At 54.0% G+C, this 17,223-nt stretch carries 20 protein-coding genes; 2 read left to right on the top strand and 18 right to left on the bottom strand.

From position 1 onward, the window contains the following. Positions 1-379: 379 nt before the first annotated feature. Together EGT51_RS05360 and EGT51_RS05355 are read right to left on the bottom strand one after the other, a co-directional pair. Positions 380-769, bottom strand: coding sequence for a CvfD/Ygs/GSP13 family RNA-binding post-transcriptional regulator (locus EGT51_RS05360; RefSeq protein ID WP_135367738.1), 390 nt, complete (start codon positions 767-769; stop codon positions 380-382). A 38-nt stretch (positions 770-807) separates the two neighbouring features. After that, the gene (locus tag EGT51_RS05355; RefSeq protein WP_135367733.1) at positions 808-1,401 is read right to left on the bottom strand and encodes a peptidylprolyl isomerase; all 594 of its coding nucleotides are present in this window, start codon (positions 1,399-1,401) and stop codon (positions 808-810) included. Positions 1,402-1,529: 128 nt separating this feature from the next. On the opposite strand from EGT51_RS05355, the gene EGT51_RS05350 reads away from it, so the two are divergent. Beyond that, positions 1,530-2,039 (top strand): phosphatidylglycerophosphatase A family protein, encoded by a 510-nt coding sequence (locus EGT51_RS05350; protein ID WP_135367732.1) that lies wholly within the window; start codon positions 1,530-1,532, stop codon positions 2,037-2,039. Positions 2,040-2,168: 129 nt separating this feature from the next. Next, positions 2,169-2,834, top strand: coding sequence for a VTT domain-containing protein (locus EGT51_RS05345; protein WP_135367731.1), 666 nt, complete (start codon positions 2,169-2,171; stop codon positions 2,832-2,834). 68 nt (positions 2,835-2,902) lie between these two features. Here the strand turns inward: EGT51_RS05345 and EGT51_RS05340 are convergent, their stop codons facing one another. The 16 genes from EGT51_RS05340 to EGT51_RS05265 form a co-directional block, all read right to left on the bottom strand. Continuing rightward, the gene (locus EGT51_RS05340) at positions 2,903-3,532 is read right to left on the bottom strand and encodes a TIGR01906 family membrane protein (RefSeq protein ID WP_135367730.1); all 630 of its coding nucleotides are present in this window, start codon (positions 3,530-3,532) and stop codon (positions 2,903-2,905) included. Then, a complete protein-coding gene (locus EGT51_RS05335; RefSeq protein WP_135367729.1) occupies positions 3,525-4,319 on the bottom strand; it encodes a TIGR01457 family HAD-type hydrolase in 795 nt (264 codons plus the stop codon). Before EGT51_RS05335 ends, EGT51_RS05340 begins: the two co-directional genes overlap by 8 nt. 12 nt (positions 4,320-4,331) lie before the next feature. Then, entirely contained in the window at positions 4,332-5,018 is a 687-nt protein-coding gene (locus EGT51_RS05330; protein WP_135367728.1) for a YutD family protein, read from the bottom strand. Positions 5,019-5,027: 9 nt separating this feature from the next. Further along, positions 5,028-6,407 (bottom strand): bifunctional metallophosphatase/5'-nucleotidase, encoded by a 1,380-nt coding sequence (locus tag EGT51_RS05325; RefSeq protein ID WP_135367727.1) that lies wholly within the window; start codon positions 6,405-6,407, stop codon positions 5,028-5,030. Positions 6,408-6,512: 105 nt separating this feature from the next. Further along, the gene (locus tag EGT51_RS05320) at positions 6,513-7,121 is read right to left on the bottom strand and encodes a metallophosphoesterase family protein (RefSeq protein WP_135367726.1); all 609 of its coding nucleotides are present in this window, start codon (positions 7,119-7,121) and stop codon (positions 6,513-6,515) included. 11 nt (positions 7,122-7,132) lie between these two features. Then, positions 7,133-7,981 carry an aldo/keto reductase gene (locus EGT51_RS05315; RefSeq protein WP_135367725.1) on the bottom strand — a complete coding sequence of 283 codons (849 nt, stop codon included), beginning with the start codon at positions 7,979-7,981 and terminating at the stop codon, positions 7,133-7,135. A gap of 659 nt (positions 7,982-8,640) precedes the next feature. Continuing rightward, complete coding sequence (locus EGT51_RS05310) at positions 8,641-10,053, bottom strand: amino acid permease (protein WP_135367724.1); 1,413 nt, start codon at positions 10,051-10,053, stop codon at positions 8,641-8,643. 444 nt (positions 10,054-10,497) lie between these two features. Next, positions 10,498-11,688: an acetate/propionate family kinase gene (locus EGT51_RS05305; protein ID WP_135367723.1), complete on the bottom strand. Its 1,191-nt coding sequence runs from the start codon at positions 11,686-11,688 to the stop codon at positions 10,498-10,500. Between the two features lie 15 nt (positions 11,689-11,703). Then, on the bottom strand, positions 11,704-12,726 hold the full coding sequence (locus EGT51_RS05300) for a class I SAM-dependent methyltransferase (RefSeq protein ID WP_135367722.1): 1,023 nt from the start codon (positions 12,724-12,726) through the stop codon (positions 11,704-11,706). Between the two features lie 288 nt (positions 12,727-13,014). Then, entirely contained in the window at positions 13,015-13,443 is a 429-nt protein-coding gene (locus EGT51_RS05295; RefSeq protein WP_135367721.1) for a prepilin-type N-terminal cleavage/methylation domain-containing protein, read from the bottom strand. Beyond that, a complete protein-coding gene (locus EGT51_RS05290; protein WP_135367720.1) occupies positions 13,440-13,646 on the bottom strand; it encodes a hypothetical protein in 207 nt (68 codons plus the stop codon). Before EGT51_RS05290 ends, EGT51_RS05295 begins: the two co-directional genes overlap by 4 nt. Next, positions 13,624-14,061: a type II secretion system protein gene (locus EGT51_RS05285; protein WP_135367719.1), complete on the bottom strand. Its 438-nt coding sequence runs from the start codon at positions 14,059-14,061 to the stop codon at positions 13,624-13,626. Before EGT51_RS05285 ends, EGT51_RS05290 begins: the two co-directional genes overlap by 23 nt. Next, on the bottom strand, positions 14,051-14,362 hold the full coding sequence (gene comGC / locus EGT51_RS05280) for a competence type IV pilus major pilin ComGC (protein ID WP_135367718.1): 312 nt from the start codon (positions 14,360-14,362) through the stop codon (positions 14,051-14,053). The genes EGT51_RS05285 and comGC overlap by 11 nt, the downstream gene beginning before the upstream one ends. Further along, positions 14,355-15,407 (bottom strand): type II secretion system F family protein, encoded by a 1,053-nt coding sequence (locus EGT51_RS05275; protein WP_225428684.1) that lies wholly within the window; start codon positions 15,405-15,407, stop codon positions 14,355-14,357. Before EGT51_RS05275 ends, comGC begins: the two co-directional genes overlap by 8 nt. After that, positions 15,346-16,305 carry a competence type IV pilus ATPase ComGA gene (gene comGA, locus EGT51_RS05270; RefSeq protein ID WP_135367717.1) on the bottom strand — a complete coding sequence of 320 codons (960 nt, stop codon included), beginning with the start codon at positions 16,303-16,305 and terminating at the stop codon, positions 15,346-15,348. The genes EGT51_RS05275 and comGA overlap by 62 nt, the downstream gene beginning before the upstream one ends. Before the next feature lie 109 nt (positions 16,306-16,414). Continuing rightward, entirely contained in the window at positions 16,415-17,155 is a 741-nt protein-coding gene (locus tag EGT51_RS05265; RefSeq protein ID WP_135367716.1) for a YebC/PmpR family DNA-binding transcriptional regulator, read from the bottom strand. Positions 17,156-17,223: the final 68 nt, after the last annotated feature.

Genomic DNA, 17,223 nt, shown 5'->3' with positions numbered 1-17,223 from the left:
CAAACCGCCCTACACATATTTGGTTTGTCGAAACAATGTTCAGTTTTCAAAGGTCTACCAAGTTATCAGAGAAGCAATCGCTCCGTGACAACTTTTAAAGTATATCATGTTGTTTAAAACGTGTCAACAACTTTTTCAATTTTATTTGAATATTTATTCAACATTCAATTGCTTAACTGAAATTTCTGTGACGCTTCGTGACAACATAAATCATTGTATCAGTTGTTGTTTAGCTCGTCAAGCACAAATTTTAAATTTGAATGACTATTCAATAATTTGTTATTTATGCATTGGCTGTCTCAAACAGCAACAGGTAATATCTTACCAATCATCGTTACCGAGGTCAAGTAAAAACCTGAAAAAAATAAAAAGCCCCCTCCTAAGAGGAAGCTTGATTGTGGTCTAAACGTTGCAGTGCCTCGGTTTTCCACCCTGCTAAATGCTCCGCAATCGGCTTGAAACCAATGTTAACGCGGTGGTTCGTCCAGTAATGACGGTGTTGATGTTCCGGCGGCTCTTGCGTGTACTTCACGTGCTCCAAACACCGTAAAGACAGGCTGATTTTTCCCGTGAACTCATCAATATCCAAGATCACCACGTTCACTTCTTGATTGACCTTTAAATAGTCATGAATATCTTTGACGTAGCCACAATGACATTCGGAAATGTGAATCAGGCCCTGACGATGACCGCCTAGGCTGACAAATGCCCCATAGGGCTGAATCCCCGTAATGTGGCCTGTGACGCGCTGACCAATTTGAAACGGCATCGTCTTGACCTCCTTATCATCATGCATGACTGACATCCCTAGTCAGCTTCTTTGACCGTCACCTTGTCCATCGTGACTGGTGTTGCGGGTTGGTCGCTGGCATCCGTCTTGACCTGGGCAATGGCGTCCACGACATCCATGCCATCAGTCACTTGGCCAAAGACCGTGTGACGGAAGTCTAGCCAAGGCGTCCCACCGTCTTTGTAGGCGTCCACGATTTCATCTGGGAAGCCCGCATCCTTCATTTGGCCTTGCATTTGTTCGGTCATGTCCTTGTCTTGGACGATGAAGAACTGACTACCATTGGTGTTAGGACCAGCGTTGGCCATGGAAACGGCTCCCCGCAGGTTGTATAGCTCTTGGGAGAACTCATCTTCAAATGGTTGTCCCCAGATGCTTTCGCCACCCATCCCCGTACCGGTTGGGTCGCCACCTTGAATCATAAAGTTAGGAATGACCCGATGGAACGTCAAGCCGTCATAGTAGCCCGCCTTGGCGTGGGTCACAAAGTTTTCAACTGTCTTTGGTGCTTGTTCGGGGAAGAGTTGCAGCTGAATGGTCCCCATGGACGTTTCAATCGTTACTTGTGGACCCCTGGCGTTAGCCAAATCAATTTGTGGAAACTTTGTCATAATTATCCTCCATATCTTTTAAAACACTTTCTGCTTATCTATTATCACCGCCAACCGTTAAAAATGCAACTGACAGCATCGGTGGTATACTGGGAGAACACGAAACAATGAAAGGAAGTCTCTATTAAATGACAAAACCAATGACGGCGTTAAGGCAACGGACCATTGACCTGCTGAACCAGCGCGGGGTCCAGTTAACGGACATCGCAGCGCTCGTGATCTTCTTGCAAAAAGATTACATCGCCGATTTAACTCCGGCGGATGCCTTGGAAAGTGTACAGACCGTGCTCCACAAGCGTGAGGTACAAAATGCGGTCATCACCGGCATACAATTAGACATTGCCGCCGAACAGCACAGCTTATTGGAACCCCTGCAGACAATCGTCGAACGCGACGAGGGCCTCTACGGTGTCGATGAGACCATGGCCTTATCCATCGTCGATATCTACGGCTCCATTGGTTTCACCAATTACGGCTACATCGACCGCGTCAAGCCAGGTATCCTGGCCAAGCTCAACGCCCACGAACCGGGCATCATCCACACCTTCTTGGACGACCTGGTGGGGGCCATCGCTGCTGCGGCTGCCGCGCGTTTGGCCCACGATGACGCCGGCGAGGAGGACACACCCTTCAAATAGTTACCTGACCGACCTGACCAGTAGCGGTGAAACCTGACAATTTTCTTAAGTTTCGCCGACGCTGCTGACGGTGAGATCAAAAGCTTCTACAATAGTGGTTGACTAAATTAATGCATAAGGAGACTCTCAATGGGATATTTAATCGATTTTGTCTTACACATCGACGACCACCTGGTCAATATCGTCAATACGTTTGGCGGTTCCACATATTTCATCTTGTTCGCCATCGTTTTCGTTGAAACTGGCGCGGTCATTCTCCCATTTCTTCCCGGCGATTCGTTACTGTTCGCCGCGGCGGCTTTGGCTGCGAATCCCGCCTATGGCCTGAACATTTGGTTCTTCGTGGCCCTGTTCTTACTCGCAGCCATTGGTGGCGACTCTTTGAACTTCTACCTGGGCGGTAAGGCTGGCGCCGCGTTGTCCAGCCACTCCTGGTTTGGCCGTTTGATCAACAAGGACAAGCTGGCCCAATCGGAAAGATTCTTCCGTAAACACGGTCCGTTGGCCATCTTCTTAGGCCGGTTCATGCCGATTATTCGGACTTTCGTTCCCTTCACGGCGGCGGGGTCGCAATTCCCCTACCGGCGTTTTCTAAAATACAACGTGAGCGCGGCACTGACCTGGGTGGCCATCTGCTGCGGGGGCGGTTACTTCTTCGGTAACATCCCCTTCGTCAAGGCCCACTTCTCCGCAGTCGTGCTGGGCATCATCGTGATTTCCTTGATTCCCGCCATCGTGGGCTGGCTCAAGGGACGGCACCCCGCGACCCCGAGCAGGCTCCCAGAAGACGACTAAATCTTAACTAAAAGCGTTTGACCCGACAATTCTGTCAGTCAAACGCTTTTTTTCGTATCCCTTTTAAATTAAGCTCGCTTAATGGCAACCCGGGCCCGCCAGTACAGCAGTGCCAGTCCGGCTTCAAACAACCCGAACGCCAGAACAAAGCAGTGCAGGAAAAAGGTGTCCGGCAGGGCGTTGATGATGGGGTCCAAGTCGGGGTCAAAAATCCAGTCGTTGTTGCGGAACAAGACCTCGTGAAAGGCGATGAAGAAGCCATCGAAGTTCACGGCTAACATCGCCCCGAGCACTAGTGGCACGACCGCCGCCACCTGGACCGGCCGTAACAAGCGCCACTGCTCGGCTCGCCGTTTTAACTGGCGCAGGTAGAGAATTGCCGGTGTGAGGCTGAGCAGCAATACCCCATTGTTCAATAAGAACAGGTTTTTCACGTCATGAAAATGGATCATCCCCGTAAATGACGTGGGAAAATTGGTCATTTTCAGGTCCGTGATCCAGGGTAACTCCAGGTAACCCAGCATCTGATAGTAGTTGTGCATAATCTTGGCCGGGGTCATCTGGACCTCTTGGGTGATCTGTAGCCAGTGAATGTCCAATCGATACAGCCACACGGCATTGATGGTTAGAAAAATGCTAAGGGTGACCAGCGCCAAGAACAGCGCGGTCAAGCCGCCCCACCGTTGTCCTCTAGTCAATCGGCCCCGCCTCCAGATCCCAATGCGCCAGGTCCGATACCGTGTAGGTTGGCGCCACGGCCTGTTGGGCCACTTGGGCCGGCGTCGAGACCCCAGTATACGTCAGGAGGGTGTCCACGCCCGCGTGAATGCCGGCCAGGATGTCGGTCTGGTAATTATCACCGACCATGATGGCGTCAGCCGGGGCCACGCCCAGTTGTTGTAAGGAGTTTTCCAAAATAATCGGTTCTGGCTTGCCCACGAAAATGGGTTCGGTCTGCGTGGCGTACCGTACCAGGTCGACCAAGGCTCCCGCTCCGGGCATCAAGCCCCGGGCCTTGGGAATGTTGGAATCCGAATTGGTACCGATAAAGGTCGACCCACTGCGAATCGCCAGGATGGCCTTGGCAAACTTCTCGTAAGTCACGTCACTATCCAAGCCGACCACCACGTATTCGGGATGGTCCTCATCGACGGTAAAACCTTTGGCGGCCAACGCCTGGCGTAAACCAATCTCACCGACCACATAGACGGTGCGTTTGCCCGTAGTGCCGGCACGCTGGTCCAAAAAGTCCGCCGTCGCCAGTCCTGCGGTGTAGACATTGTCCGTGGTGACGTGGATGTCATGGTTATCGGCCAGATTGGCCACCACGTCGACCGGAAGTTTGGTGGTGTTATTCGTCACAAACTTGAACGGGATGTGGGCGGCCTGCAGGCGTTCCACAAACTGTTTGGCCTTGGGGTACCGCTTGCTCCCCGCGTAAATGGTCCCGTCGAGATCAATCAAATATGCCTGATACTTTTTCACTGCCAACTCTCCCTAATCTTCTTTTTTACGAATGGTAAAATGCCGCCGCCCCTGACCACCGGAAGCCACCGTCACCGTCTTTTGACTGTTGGGCGTCGGCTTAGCGACGGGGCGCCGCTCTTCGGTGTAGGGATGGTTGGTGTTACGATGGCGCCGTCGTGACCGCCGCCGGTGCGAACCGTTTCCGTTATTGCCATTGCCGTTAGCGGCGTGGGGCTTGGTTTCGGTCTTCGCGGTCCGACTTGCTTCTGCCTTAGGTTGCGCCTGCTTGTCGTTCGCCCCGTTACGCGAATTGCGCCGACGCCGCGAGCGCCGTGGCTTGGGTGCCGATTTGACGTCTAAGTTGTGCAAAATAAAGTAGGCACACCCAAAGTTGCAGGACTCATACAGGTAGTCTTGCACCGCGTCGATTTGATTTTGCTTGGCGCCGGCCCGGTCCTCGGCGTAAAAGCCCTTCAATCGGAGCTGTTCGAAGCCCCAATCACCCACAATGTAGTCATATTTACTCAGAATCGTGCTGAAGCGCTGGGCAAATTCCGTGAAGTCAAAGCCGTTGCGCACGTCAGTCACCAATTCATAAGGATGGTTGTTAATGGCAATGTGAGTCTCGTCCACCCGCACCACTTCGGCGGCTGGCCCTCTGTTCTCCTTTTGCTCGGCAACGAGTGCCTCTAAATCCTTACGATCCACCGTCGTCATCCTTTCTGGTTACAATAAAGGATAGTGTTTGCCCAAGTATTTGGCGAACACTTCCCGTAATAAGTCTTGATATAAAATGTGATTTTTACCCACGATTGAAATCGTCGGGAAGAACGGAATAAAAAGATAGTGATCCAATCCCGCAATCGTGTACTGCTTAGTCGGCGATAACGGTTCACCCCGCCAAGTCACGGCATGGGTCTGCGCATCATAAGCGATGCCCAGGTAGTTGAGCTCCCCGAAGATCTTCCCCCGAAAGCCCATCCCCTTTTGCGGGAAATACCGTAAGAATAACCGGGCCAACTCGAATTCTTGGACCAGCCGCCACAGGTCATAGCCGCTCAGCGTAATGGTCATCACGTGCATGTTGTGGGGCAACAAATCGTGGAGTTGTCTTTGCGTAACGATACCACGGGGCAGGTCGTGCAAAAATAACCCGGCATTGAGCACCGCCGCATCGGTCCCAGCGTATTCCGCAATGGCGTGTAGGCCCTCGCGAATGAGTTGCGAATCACCCACGGGATTGGCCTCCAGGTCGACGGGCAAATTGGCCACGCGCTGTTCCGACAAGATCGACTCACCCAGCTGTTGTAAGCCGTCGATTTCGGCGGCATCCCCGGGCGCTGCCGGCAAGGTGGCCGTTTCCACCACGCTGGCCTGAGCCCGTGTCACCCGGTGATCCGTCAATTCCAGCGTGATGCGCCCGACGTAGCGCCCCCATTTTCCAGCGGCCGCCAGCAGACTATGCTGGTCTTTTTCGCCGTGGGGCAACAGGTGATGGGTGTGACTGCCAATGATGACGGTCACCTGCGGAAAACGTTTGGCAATCTTGCGGTCCACGTCTAACCCCAGATGGGACAACAAGACGCACACGTCGAATTGACCGGCGTAGGTCTGCAGTAGCCGCGTCAACGCCTCCTGGACGCCAATCGGCTGCCACCCGGCCAGCGGATACGTAAGGTGATACGGCGCCGTTAAGCCCAGAACTAAGACTCGCGTCCCGGCTGGCGTGGTAAACACCTTGTGATCGATGGCCCACTTCGGTTGCTCATGGGTGTCGCCGGTCAAAATATTGCCTAAGATGACCGGAAAATTGGCGTGGTCATATAAATGGTCCAACTGCGGCCGCATGAAGCCTAACCCCTCGTTATTGCCAATCGTTGCCGCGTCATAGCCAATTTGGTTCATCAGTTCAATATTTTTTTGGCCGACCGTGGCCTCGCTCAGCGGATGGACCCGGTCGATGTTGTCACCCAGGTCAAACGTGTAGACGGTATCGCCAGCCTGGTGCGCGCTTTGCCGCGTGGCCGCCAGATATCGCCGAATCCGCGGCCAGTTCTCAAAGTGCGAGTGCAGGTCGTTGGTATGCAAGATGGTAATCCGTTCCATGTCTCTCAATCTCCTCTTAACACTGAGTTTAATCGTACGGCATTGGGGGAAAACGGTCAAGCACAAGCGCTAGTCCCGGTCAAATTTCATCGCGGTGGTTCGCGGCTATTGTTTATCCCGAAATTCTTGGGCCTTGCCGACCACCATCTGCTCGATCTCACTGGTCGAAAATGGCGTGCCAAACGGCAAGGGCCGGTCCAAATACTGTTGTTCTGGCGTGTCGACCCCGACGTTGATATTTTCCTTGACGGGTACCGCGTAATGGTGGATATGGCCGTGCAGGTTGATGATCTGCTTGACGATACCTAGCATCATCGGGTAGTGCGTCATGTAATACTGCCGGTGGTCGTATTTGATCAGCACCCCGACGTCGTGGAAGGCGAATTTGGGCTGGCCGTGGTCGATGGGGTTATGCGCCGCCAGGTACTTGAAGAGCGCCCGGCTGTCATGATTGCCCTTGATCAGTTCCAGATGCCCGTTCAGCTGGCTCAACACGTCGCACACGGCCTCATCGGACTTGACCGCTGGCTTGGTGAAGTACAACGCAATGTCCCCCAGATGATAAACGGTGTCCGTGGGGGCCACCCGGGCGTTCCAGTTGTCAATGATGGTCTGATTCATTTCGTCCACGTCGGCAAAGGGCCGCGGAGCAAAATCACTGTTGCCCAGTAGGTCCTTGTGAAAGAAATGTGTATCTGACGTAAAAAATTCCATGAGTGTGCCCCCTAAAGAATGTCGAGTGGTTGTTTACTGGTCGGTGCTGGGAACTGCTGGTCCAGTAACGCCAATTCAGCCGGCGTCAAGGTCAACTCCCCGGCCGCGATGTTTTCATTCATGTGCGCGACTGAACTGGTTTGCGGAATCGCCAAGACGTCTCCTTGACGAATGACCCACGCCAACAGAATCTGATAGACCGTCACGTGGTGCTGGGCCGCCAGCTGCTTGACCACGTCATTGGTCGCCAAATGATGGCCCCAGGAATCCCCCTGAGCAATCGGCGAATAGGCAATGAATGGTAGCTGATGTTCCCGTTGCCACGGCAAGACGGCGTACTCGACACCCCGACTGCCTAAGTGGTACAGGTCTTCGTTGGCCACCGCCTGCGCACCATTGGGGAGCTGCCACAGCTCTTTCAAATCGTCGATATCAAAGTTGGACACGCCCCACGCCCGAATCTTACCGGACTGTTGCAGGCGCTGTAATTCATCCACCGTTTCGGCCAACGGCACGCTGCCGCGCCAGTGGTACAGGTAAAGGTCCAAGTAGTCCGTCCGCAGGCGCTTCAAACTGGCCTCCAGGCTCGCCGCCATCCGTTGACGGGAGGCATTTTCGGGAAGGACCTTAGAAATGAGGTAGAGTTGTTGCCGGTCAATGGGCGCTAACGCTTCGCCAACCAGGTCCTCGGCACGACCAGACCCATACATCTCGGCTGTATCGATCACCCGTGCTCCCGCGGCAATTCCCGCCTGAATCGCGGCAATTTCCGTTTCTCGTTGGGCCGGTCGGTCGCCCATGTGCCAGGTTCCAATGCCAATTGCTGGGACCTGTTGACCATTAATCGTGACTTGTTTCATTTTACGACACCCTCTGTTTACTAGACTTTTTTCGCGGGGCCTGGGACAAAACTTCCCAGACTCTTCACGTCACTTTTACATAGCTGAAACGTGCGCCAAAAGTCAGCCGGTTCCGCTTAAAACTGCTAGCCGGCTAATCGCGTTTTGGCCCACTCTCAATTTGTTTCAATACACTTTCTATCCTAGCACTTCCCCCGGTTTTTCGCTGGCTTCGGCGCCTTGGTTTTTAGCCTTAAGTTGATGAAGGATAGTGCGGAGCTGGCCGCCTTACCGTTCGTCAACTATGGGACTGGAACGCGGTGGGCGGACCGGTCGAGCCAAAGAACGGTCTCGCCCTCGCTTTGAGCCGAAACACACGTCTCAAAGACGCCAGTTTCCTAAGCGGCCCAAACCACCGCTAAGGAAACTCCCACCGCTGAGCCCATAGTTGACGAACTCTCGGCTACAGTGATACTGGTCAATTACCACCGGTTTAATGCCTGGCGTCGCAGTCAATACTGGCCATCACCTAGTCACCGCTAAGCAATTTTCGTTAGATATGGTACCTGCTGTCAGTAGTTAAATCACTATCGTTTTGAAGTCCCACGACCTAGCGCTACTGCCAGACCACATAAAAAGAGACCAGAACAACCACCGTTCCAGTCTCTTCACCAGTTATTTTATTTTAAATCGGAATCATCCGAACTCATCGACACTGGCTTTTCTGCCTCGCGCCGATCCTTGAGGTACTTGCCAATGCTCAGGGCTGCTAGCCACACGACCGAGCCGACCAGAGCAATCAGCGTATCTGTTCTGAAGACCAGCACGATGGCGACCATTGCTAGGAAGGCCAAGATGAAGTAGTCACTCCACGGGAACAGGGGCATGTGGAACTTGTGAGTGACTCCCGCTGCCAGTTGTTGGCGCTTGTATTTCAAATGGGCCACCACGATGGCACCCCAGATGAACAGGAAGCACGTCGTCGCCACACTGGAGACGAACGCGAAGACGTGGCCGGGAATAATGAAGTTCAAGAAGACCGATACCGCAATGATCAGCGTGGAGAAACGCAGTGCGGGCACCGGTACCTGGGCGCGTGACAGGGTCCCCATGCGCTTAGCAAAGCGACTCTTGCCGCGATACGTCAGGGAAAATAGCATCCGCCCCGTCGTGAACAACGAGCTGTTGCAGGCCGAAGCCGCCGCGGTCAGGACCACAAAGTTAATGACGGCCGCCGCCGATTGAATCCCCACATTCTTGAAGACCTGCACGAAGGGACTGCTGGTTGGTGATACGGCCTGCCACGGGTAGATGCACATCAAGGCCAACAGTGAGCCCAGGTAAAACAGGATAATCCGCATCGGAATCTCGTTGATGGCCTTGGGCAAGACCTTCTTGGGATTGGCAGTCTCGGACGCCGTCATCCCCACCATTTCGATACCAACAAAGCTAAACAGCACCATTTGGAAAGACAGGAAGAAACCCTTGGCCCCGTGAGCGAAGAAGCCGCCCGCCGCCAGATTGGTCACGCTAGCGTGTCCGGCTGGTGTTGGGTAGTGGACCGCCACCATGTAGGCTCCGGCCAAAATCAAGGCCACGATGGCCACAATCTTAATAATGGCAAACCAGAATTCCGTCTCGCCAAACGCGCTGACGGTCACGGAATTGAGCGTCAAGAGAATGGCCAACAAAACCAGCCCCGTCACCCACTGTGGCAAATGTGGGAACCAAAACTGCATGTATTGGCCAGCCGCCGTGATTTCGGCCATGGCAATCGTGATCCAGCAGACCCAATAAGTCCACCCGGCCACGAAACTCATGTTGTCGCCCAAGTAGCGTTGGATAAAATCAATGTAGGAATGCGCATTTAAATCCGAGAGCAATAGCTCCCCCAACGCCCGCATCAACAGGAAACACATGATGCCCGTCACCATGTAAGCCAACAAAATCGATGGCCCAGCGAGGTGGATCGATTGACCGGCCCCCAAGAATAGCCCCGTCCCGATTGTGCCCCCCAGCGCAATCAGTTGGACGTGACGACTCTGAAGGCCACGTGAGAACTCCTGATTATCATTCACTTGACTTTTTTTCATCTTAATCGCCCCTTTGTTGAAATTCATTATACACGGCCAAGGGGGGAATACTAGTACCCACACTGGTTGGTTCGGTAAATTAAGTAGCTATGAAGCCCGGCATTGACGACTTTACGTCAACATTAAACGTTTTAAGTGAAAATTATTCAACTATCGATGAACACTCCTTGTTGCGGCATATTGGGGTGGAATTGGCTTGGTCTGGCAACATTTGGGGGAACTGGCGGGCTTTGTCAGGCTATCGAGCGAACCGAAAGACCACTTCTCAGGCTCGAGGTGTTCCCCAGAGCAGGTCCCACCCTAGCCTGACGCAGATGTCTGGCTTCCTAACCTTAGTGGATAGGCCCCTGTCGTTTCCAGAGTCACCCCGTTAATTTCAGGGCCAACCGCTTAATCCCAAACAAAAAGGCCGCCGCCCATTTGGGACAGCAGCCGTAATTGTCATTATTTACGTAAGCGTTCGATATCACGCACGATCATTAACTCTTCGTCGGTTGGGATCAATAAGGTCTTGATCTTCGAACCGTCTTTACTCAAGTCACGTTCAACCCCACGAATGTTGTTCTTTTCAGGGTCAACGCCAATGCCGAAGTAGGTTAACTTGTCAGCGACTTCTTGGCGAATCATAATGTCATTTTCACCAACACCGGCCGTGAAGACGATGGCATCCGCGCCACCCAATTCAGCGAGGTAAGCCCCGACGTAACGGACGATCCGGTTGATGAACATATCCCGGGCTAATTTGGCCCGTGGGTTCTTAGCTTGGACCTTTTCCAGGTCACGCATATCAGCAGACACACCGGAAACCCCGATCAACCCAGACTTCTTGTTCAAGATGTTGATCATGTCGTTTGGCTTGTCGATGTTTAATTTTTCCATCAAGTAAGCCACTAAGGATGCATCGATGTCCCCAGAACGGGTGGCCATTTCGATCCCGGCCAGTGGCGTGAAGCCCATGGACGTATCGTAGGACTTGCCATCCTTGATAGCGGTGATTGAGCCACCGGCACCCAAGTGCATCGTGATGAGCTTCAAATCCTTCAACGGCTTGCCTAACATGGCAGCGGCCCGGCCAGCAACGTAACGGTGGCTAGTCCCGTGGGCCCCGTACTTCCGTGCCCCAAACTTTTCGTAGTATTCGTAAGGAATCGCGTACATGTAGTTTTCTTGCGGCATGGAGGTGTGGAATGACGTATCAAAGACCGCCACACTCAAGACGTTAGGCAAGATCTTCTTGAAGGCTTCGATGCCCAAGACTGCGGCTGGGTTGTGCAGTGGCGCATATTCGGACAGGTCCTTGATCTTTTGCAAAACGTCATCGTCAATGACTGCGGAATCGGTGAAGTCTTGCCCACCGGCAACGACCCGGTGACCGATCCCCGTAATTTCATTGAAGTCGGTGATGATGTTTAAGGCCGTCAGTTGGTCCAACATCAATTGGATAGCGGCACTGTGGTCGTCGATGTCTTCGTGCGTTTCGTACTTTTGGCCGTCACCGTACTTGATTTCAACCAAAGAGTTACCCAAACCGATCCGGTCGATAGCCCCTTCGGCAATGACCGTTTCTTCAGGCATTTGGAACAGCTTGAACTTTAAAGTGGAGCTGCCGGCGTTAATTGCTAATGATTTTCCCATGTGGTATTTCTCCTTTTATGTGCGATCCGTCAATAGATTTTGTTCTTCCCACTGGACGATTTCCGCAACAAACTTTTGGAACGCTGATTGATCCTTAAATGATGGGAACTCTCCCAACATGACTTGTTCAACTTGCTTGGCGCCGGCCCCCGGCTTCTGTAAGATCAGAATAGCCTTTTGGGCGTTGACGTTAGCAAATAGCTCACTTGGCAGGTTCAATAACCCTTGTAAGTAGGCGTTATTGGGAAGCCATTTCAGTAAGTTAGGGGCTTGTTCACTCTGGAACAGCTGTGATGGCACCAAGAAGACCCCGAAGCCGCCGGGCGTCAATTGGTTCATCGCTTGTTCCAAGAGCAAATGGTGCACGTAGGTGTGCCCAGACTTGGCCGCGGTGTGGAAATTGACCGCATTGTCATCGACTGGGTAATACCCGATTGGCAGGTCCGCCACGATCAAATCGCTGGCGGGCACTAACAACCGCTCTAAGGCATCCTGGTGGACCAATTCCACCGGTACCCGTTGGAGGTCGCTGGACGTTTGCGCGATGGCTAACATGGAATCATCGTTATCCACCCCGTACGCGTCAATCTTACCAGTCACCACGCCCCTTAGCTGTGAAATCACGGCGGTTAGCAAGTTACCTGTCCCTACCGTGAGGTCCAGTAAGGTCAAGTGGGACTTGCCCTTTTCCAGCCGGGTCACCAAGTACCCCATGATGTAAGCAATCGTATCAGGCGTTAACTGATGATTGGCTTGGATTTCGTCGATGCGAATCGCCTTTAACATGGCCAGTTGCACCGCCCGCCGAACCGTTTCGCTATCAAAGCTTTGCCAATCGGCCTGTTGATAGAGGTCGGTCAGTTTGGCCACGGTCTCCTGATCAGGGCGACCGTCTTCAACTTGAACTTGTCCGTTTAAGAGGTTATCTCCCGTCTCAACGAACGCATCTAAATAAGATGTGCTTAGCGCTGCTTGTAAGGTCGTCGTCGATTCATCGAGGACCTTAAAGAGCGCTTCAGTCTGTTCTTGTGACAGCACGCTTCGCCTCCTTGTGAATTTTCCATAACACATGTATCCGCTATCTATACTACCGATTTTTCAATCGTTATTCAAGCAATCTTTGTGGCGAATCCAGTTTTCACGGCAAAGAGCGGTGCTCGGATCGCCGTTTTTTCACATGCGTAGGTGTCTGGCGTAAAATCAGTTGCGTGCTGGTTTGAAAATCCTGTTCGAGCTGGTGGGTCGTCTCCCGTCTAGCGGTCAGCCCCACGCCGACCACACTAATGAACAAACTCACACTCATCAGGAAAAATAGCGCCCACAGGGTCAAGAACCCCTGATGCCGCGCAGATCGACCAGCGTGGTTTGGGCCGGGAGCCCGGCTTGCTTGAGTTCTAATCTAACCACTCCTAACTTAAGGGTCTGCCAATGGATCGCCGTCACGTGCCGCAGTAGTGGATAATAGCCCCGCTGATGGGCGTTGGTGATCTTAAGGGTCCCGCGAGCGTCGACTCTGAGCACGGCCTCATGGTCATCGCGCTGGTCGCGGACCACTAAGACGTCATCGCTGGTTCGGACCAACCGGTAACGCCCATCTTGCTCGAGGGCCCGCACGACCTGATACCAGGCGATGGGGTCGCGTTCGATGGGGCGTAAAAAGGCCCGGTTGAGGCCACTCACCAACACGAACATCCCCGCGGCAATCATCAAGGCCAACACCGCTTCAATCAGGGTAAAGCCCTGGCGCGGCCTCATTGCGCCGCCAACCAGCGCTTCAAGGCATCATCGTGCTGGCGCCGGACTCGTTGTAGCTGGACCTGTCGTTGGTGTTCCAAGCGGTGCGTCGTTTGTAAGAAGCCCTGAGCCAGCATGACACTGGTCGCCACAACGCTCACGGCTAACAGGGCGTCGGGCAAGACCCAGCCCTGCCGGTGGTTACGCGTTTTCTGGTGCCACATAAAAGAGTGCGCCTCCTAACTGAAAGGTTTGTTTGAGCACTTGATGATTCGCCGAGCTGTACCACCGCAGCGTTTGGGCCTTGGTCGCCCCCGACAAGTAGATGGGCCAACGGCCACTGTCGCCTTGTAGGTGCAAGGTCGGTGGGATTCGCAACCGCCCCACCACCCGGTCCGTCTGGGTGGTCAAGAGCACTTGCCCGCGTTGGGACTGAACCTCAGCCGTCAGTGGCTCGTGGTGATGCAACGCGTATTGTCGTCCTGCCGTCCACATCCGCTGCCAGGCCGGCCAAAAGGCGCGTTCTACCATCAAGGCTCGATGGGGCGTGCCTTCAAAGCTCACCAGGGTGGTCAGTCCGGTCACGATGACCAAGACCAGCAGCGTTTCGACCAGCGTGAAGCCGTGCCTATTTCTCATCGGTCACGGCCCGGTCGTCGACGATCTTGATGTGTTCCTCCTGGGCGCGTTTGGCCTGGTCCGCCGTCAGGTATTTTTCCTTGGTTAGCGCCGCATAGTCCACCAGGTGGTGGCCGGGATGGTCCTCCAAGTAGGCCGTCACCTGGCCTTGGACCACCGTGACCATTGCATGGCCGTGAATCTTACTGGCCCGCTGACGTTGGTTGTTGAGGTTGGGTAAGATCACGAGAATCAATAAGGAAATAATAAATAGGACAATCGTCATTTCAACTAGGGTGAACCCCTGGCGTCGTTTAGTCATGATAGACCCCCTGTAAGTCTTGATACATCGGCAACAATAGGCTGAGATAGGCGCCCACGATCAACAGCGCCACGATGCCCAACAAGATCGGCTGTACCAGGGCCAAAGCCCGTTCCAAGCGACGAACCAGCTCCCGGTACTGCAGCTGACTAAAGGCGTGCAGCTCGCGGGCCAGTTGCGGCGGCGTGCTACCCTTACTGAGAAACACCACGACCTGACCGGGAATAAAGGGCTGTTGGCGCAACCAGCCGACCGGAGACTGCCCCACCGTCAGTTGCTGCGTCAACACCCCGGCCAGCTGGTACAGCAAGGCGCGTTGCGGTAATTGTCGCAAGACTGCCAGCATCTGCTTGACGCTCAGGCCGCTGCGCACCAATTGGCTCAGATTGGCCGTCAGGTAATAACCATAATAGGCCCGCAAAATGGGGCCCACCACCGGCACTTGTAGGTACAGGCTGGCCAATCGCAGACTGGGCTGACGGCACCACCATTTGCCGGCGAGCACCAAGCCAAGCACGCCCAGGCCGACACCCCCGCCCCACAGATACCGTTGCCAACCGGTACTCAGCGGCGCACTGGGGGCCAATCCCTGTTGTAGCTGTGGCAAGATACCCAGCTTGAGGGTCGCAAACAACCCGATCATCCCTAAAAATAGGCCCACCGGATACGCCAACAATTGCCGAAACTTTTGGCGTTGCGTCGCCAGTAAACGCAAGAACCCGGCCGCCTCCGCCAAGGATGGACCCAGGTCCCCATAGGTCGTCGTCAACCGCAACTGAAAGCACACGTTGGCCTGCAAATAGGGCGCCACCAACTCGACTAGTGGCTCGCCGTTTTGCAACCCCGTCTCAATGGCGGCCAAGTCCGCTGGAAACCGACCGGCCACGGTCCGCAAGAAGGTCACCGCTTGTTGCAGCGAAAAGCCACTGGCCAGTTGATCCGCCAGTAACTGGCAAAACCGGGCCTGCGTGGACAACGGCCACCTACCCGAACTGGAACCGTTGCGCCGTTGCCAGTGAGATTTGATTGGTACGAACTGCTTCATCAAGATGTTTTTGCCACCCTTCCGTCATGCTTGTGGTCGTCCACAAGTCTGTGCCGTGTAACATATCCAATAAGACCGCGGGACCGGCCGCCACTCGCGGTAAGAGTCGCTGATAACAGCTGGCAGTCAAGACCTGGCGCAGCTGGCTGGTCGCAATCCCCAGGTCCTGGAGGCGACTGATGGCGCCCGCCGCATGCTGGGCGTGGACCGTACTCAAGACCAAGTGGCCGCTTAACGCCGCGCGAATCGCCGCTTGAGCCGTGGCGGCATCGCGAATCTCGCCGATGATAAAGACGTCTGGGCGATGACGCAACCCTACCTTGATCAAGGCCGCATAGGTCATCCCCGCCGCCGGATTGACCTGAAGCTGCATGAACCGTGGCTCCTTGATTTCAACCGGGTCCTCCACGGTCAACACGACCGCATTGGCATTCAACTGACTGGCTACGTGATACAGCGTCGTGGTCTTCCCCGCTCCTGTGGGCCCCGCGAGCAACACCAGCCCCCGGTGACTGGCCAATGCCTGCAGTTGGGCCTGTTGTTTGGGCACCAAATACGCGTTAGTCGTTAAGGCATACGGGTAGATCAGCCGAATCACCAGCGATTCACGGTTGGCGAAATCTCCGACCGTGGAGAACCGCAACTCAATGGGCGGTGGACCCGGCCAGGTCATGGCCCCGACTTGTGGTCGCCGATTCTCACTGACCGTCATGTTCGCGTGAAATTTAAAATAGCTGATTACCTGACGGCCGCGGTCTGCGGGCAACGTTTGCCAAGCCACCAGTCCCGTCGCGTGCCGCAAGCGAATCTGGTAGCTATCGGCCTGCGGTAAAATGTAGATGTCACTAGCCGTTCGGCCCACCGCCGCGGCCAGCAGTTCGTCGATCAAAGTCTGCATGGGTCTCCTCCTCATTTGGGCGCTTTAAGTTAACTCCGTAAAAACCCCGCAGAATTTTTTATTTTTGGCAAAAAAAAGAAGACCCCCGCAGGAATCTTCTTTCGTCAAGCTAGTCTTCAACGTTTTCTGGCAAAACGGCTGCTTCATAGATATCGGAAACATCGTCGTTATTTTCCAATTCGTCGATCAGACCTTGGTACTGGGAAGCCTTGGCTTCTGGTACTTCAGTCGTGTTTTGTGGGAACATCCGCACTTCGGCCGTGTCGAGCTTGTAGCCCTTGTCTTGTAAGGCGTCCCGTACGGCAATTTCGCTCGAAGGATCCGTGTAGATCTTGAATTCTTCGTCCGTGGTTTCCATGTCGTCCGCCCCGGCGTCTAACGCATCCATCAACATCGTATCTTCATCCGTATCCAAGCCGTCACGTAAGATGACAATGTAGCCCTTACGATCAAACATGTATGAAACGGAACCCGCCGCACCGAGTGAGCCACCGTGGTGCGTGAAGGCAGAACGCACAGCCGCAGCCGTCCGGTTCTTGTTATCCGTTAAGGCAGCAACCATGATCGCTGTCCCGGCTGGACCGTAGCCTTCGTAGGTGATTTCTTCGAACTTGGCGCCACCAACACCAGAGGCCTTGTCTAAAGCCCGCTTGATGTTTTCCTTAGGCATGTTCGCTGCCCGCGCCTTGTCCATTTCCAAACGAAGTTGAGGGTTACCGTCGGGATCAGGACCACCTGCTTTTGCAGCTTGGTACAAATCACGTGAGATTTTTTGGAAGATTTTTCCACGTTTTGCATCCTGAGCATTTTTCCGGCCCTGGATGTTATGCCATTTAGAATGTCCTGACATCGTAACTCCTCTTTTCTAAAATTTTATTAGATATCCGTTCCGTATAAAACAGACACTGTTCATATTAG

Source organism: Levilactobacillus suantsaiihabitans (assembly GCF_004745505.1).
Classification (GTDB): Bacteria; Bacillota; Bacilli; order Lactobacillales; family Lactobacillaceae; genus Levilactobacillus; species Levilactobacillus suantsaiihabitans.
The sequence above is the reverse complement of the archived record's forward strand: the minus strand, read 5'-3'. Positions and strand labels throughout refer to the sequence as shown.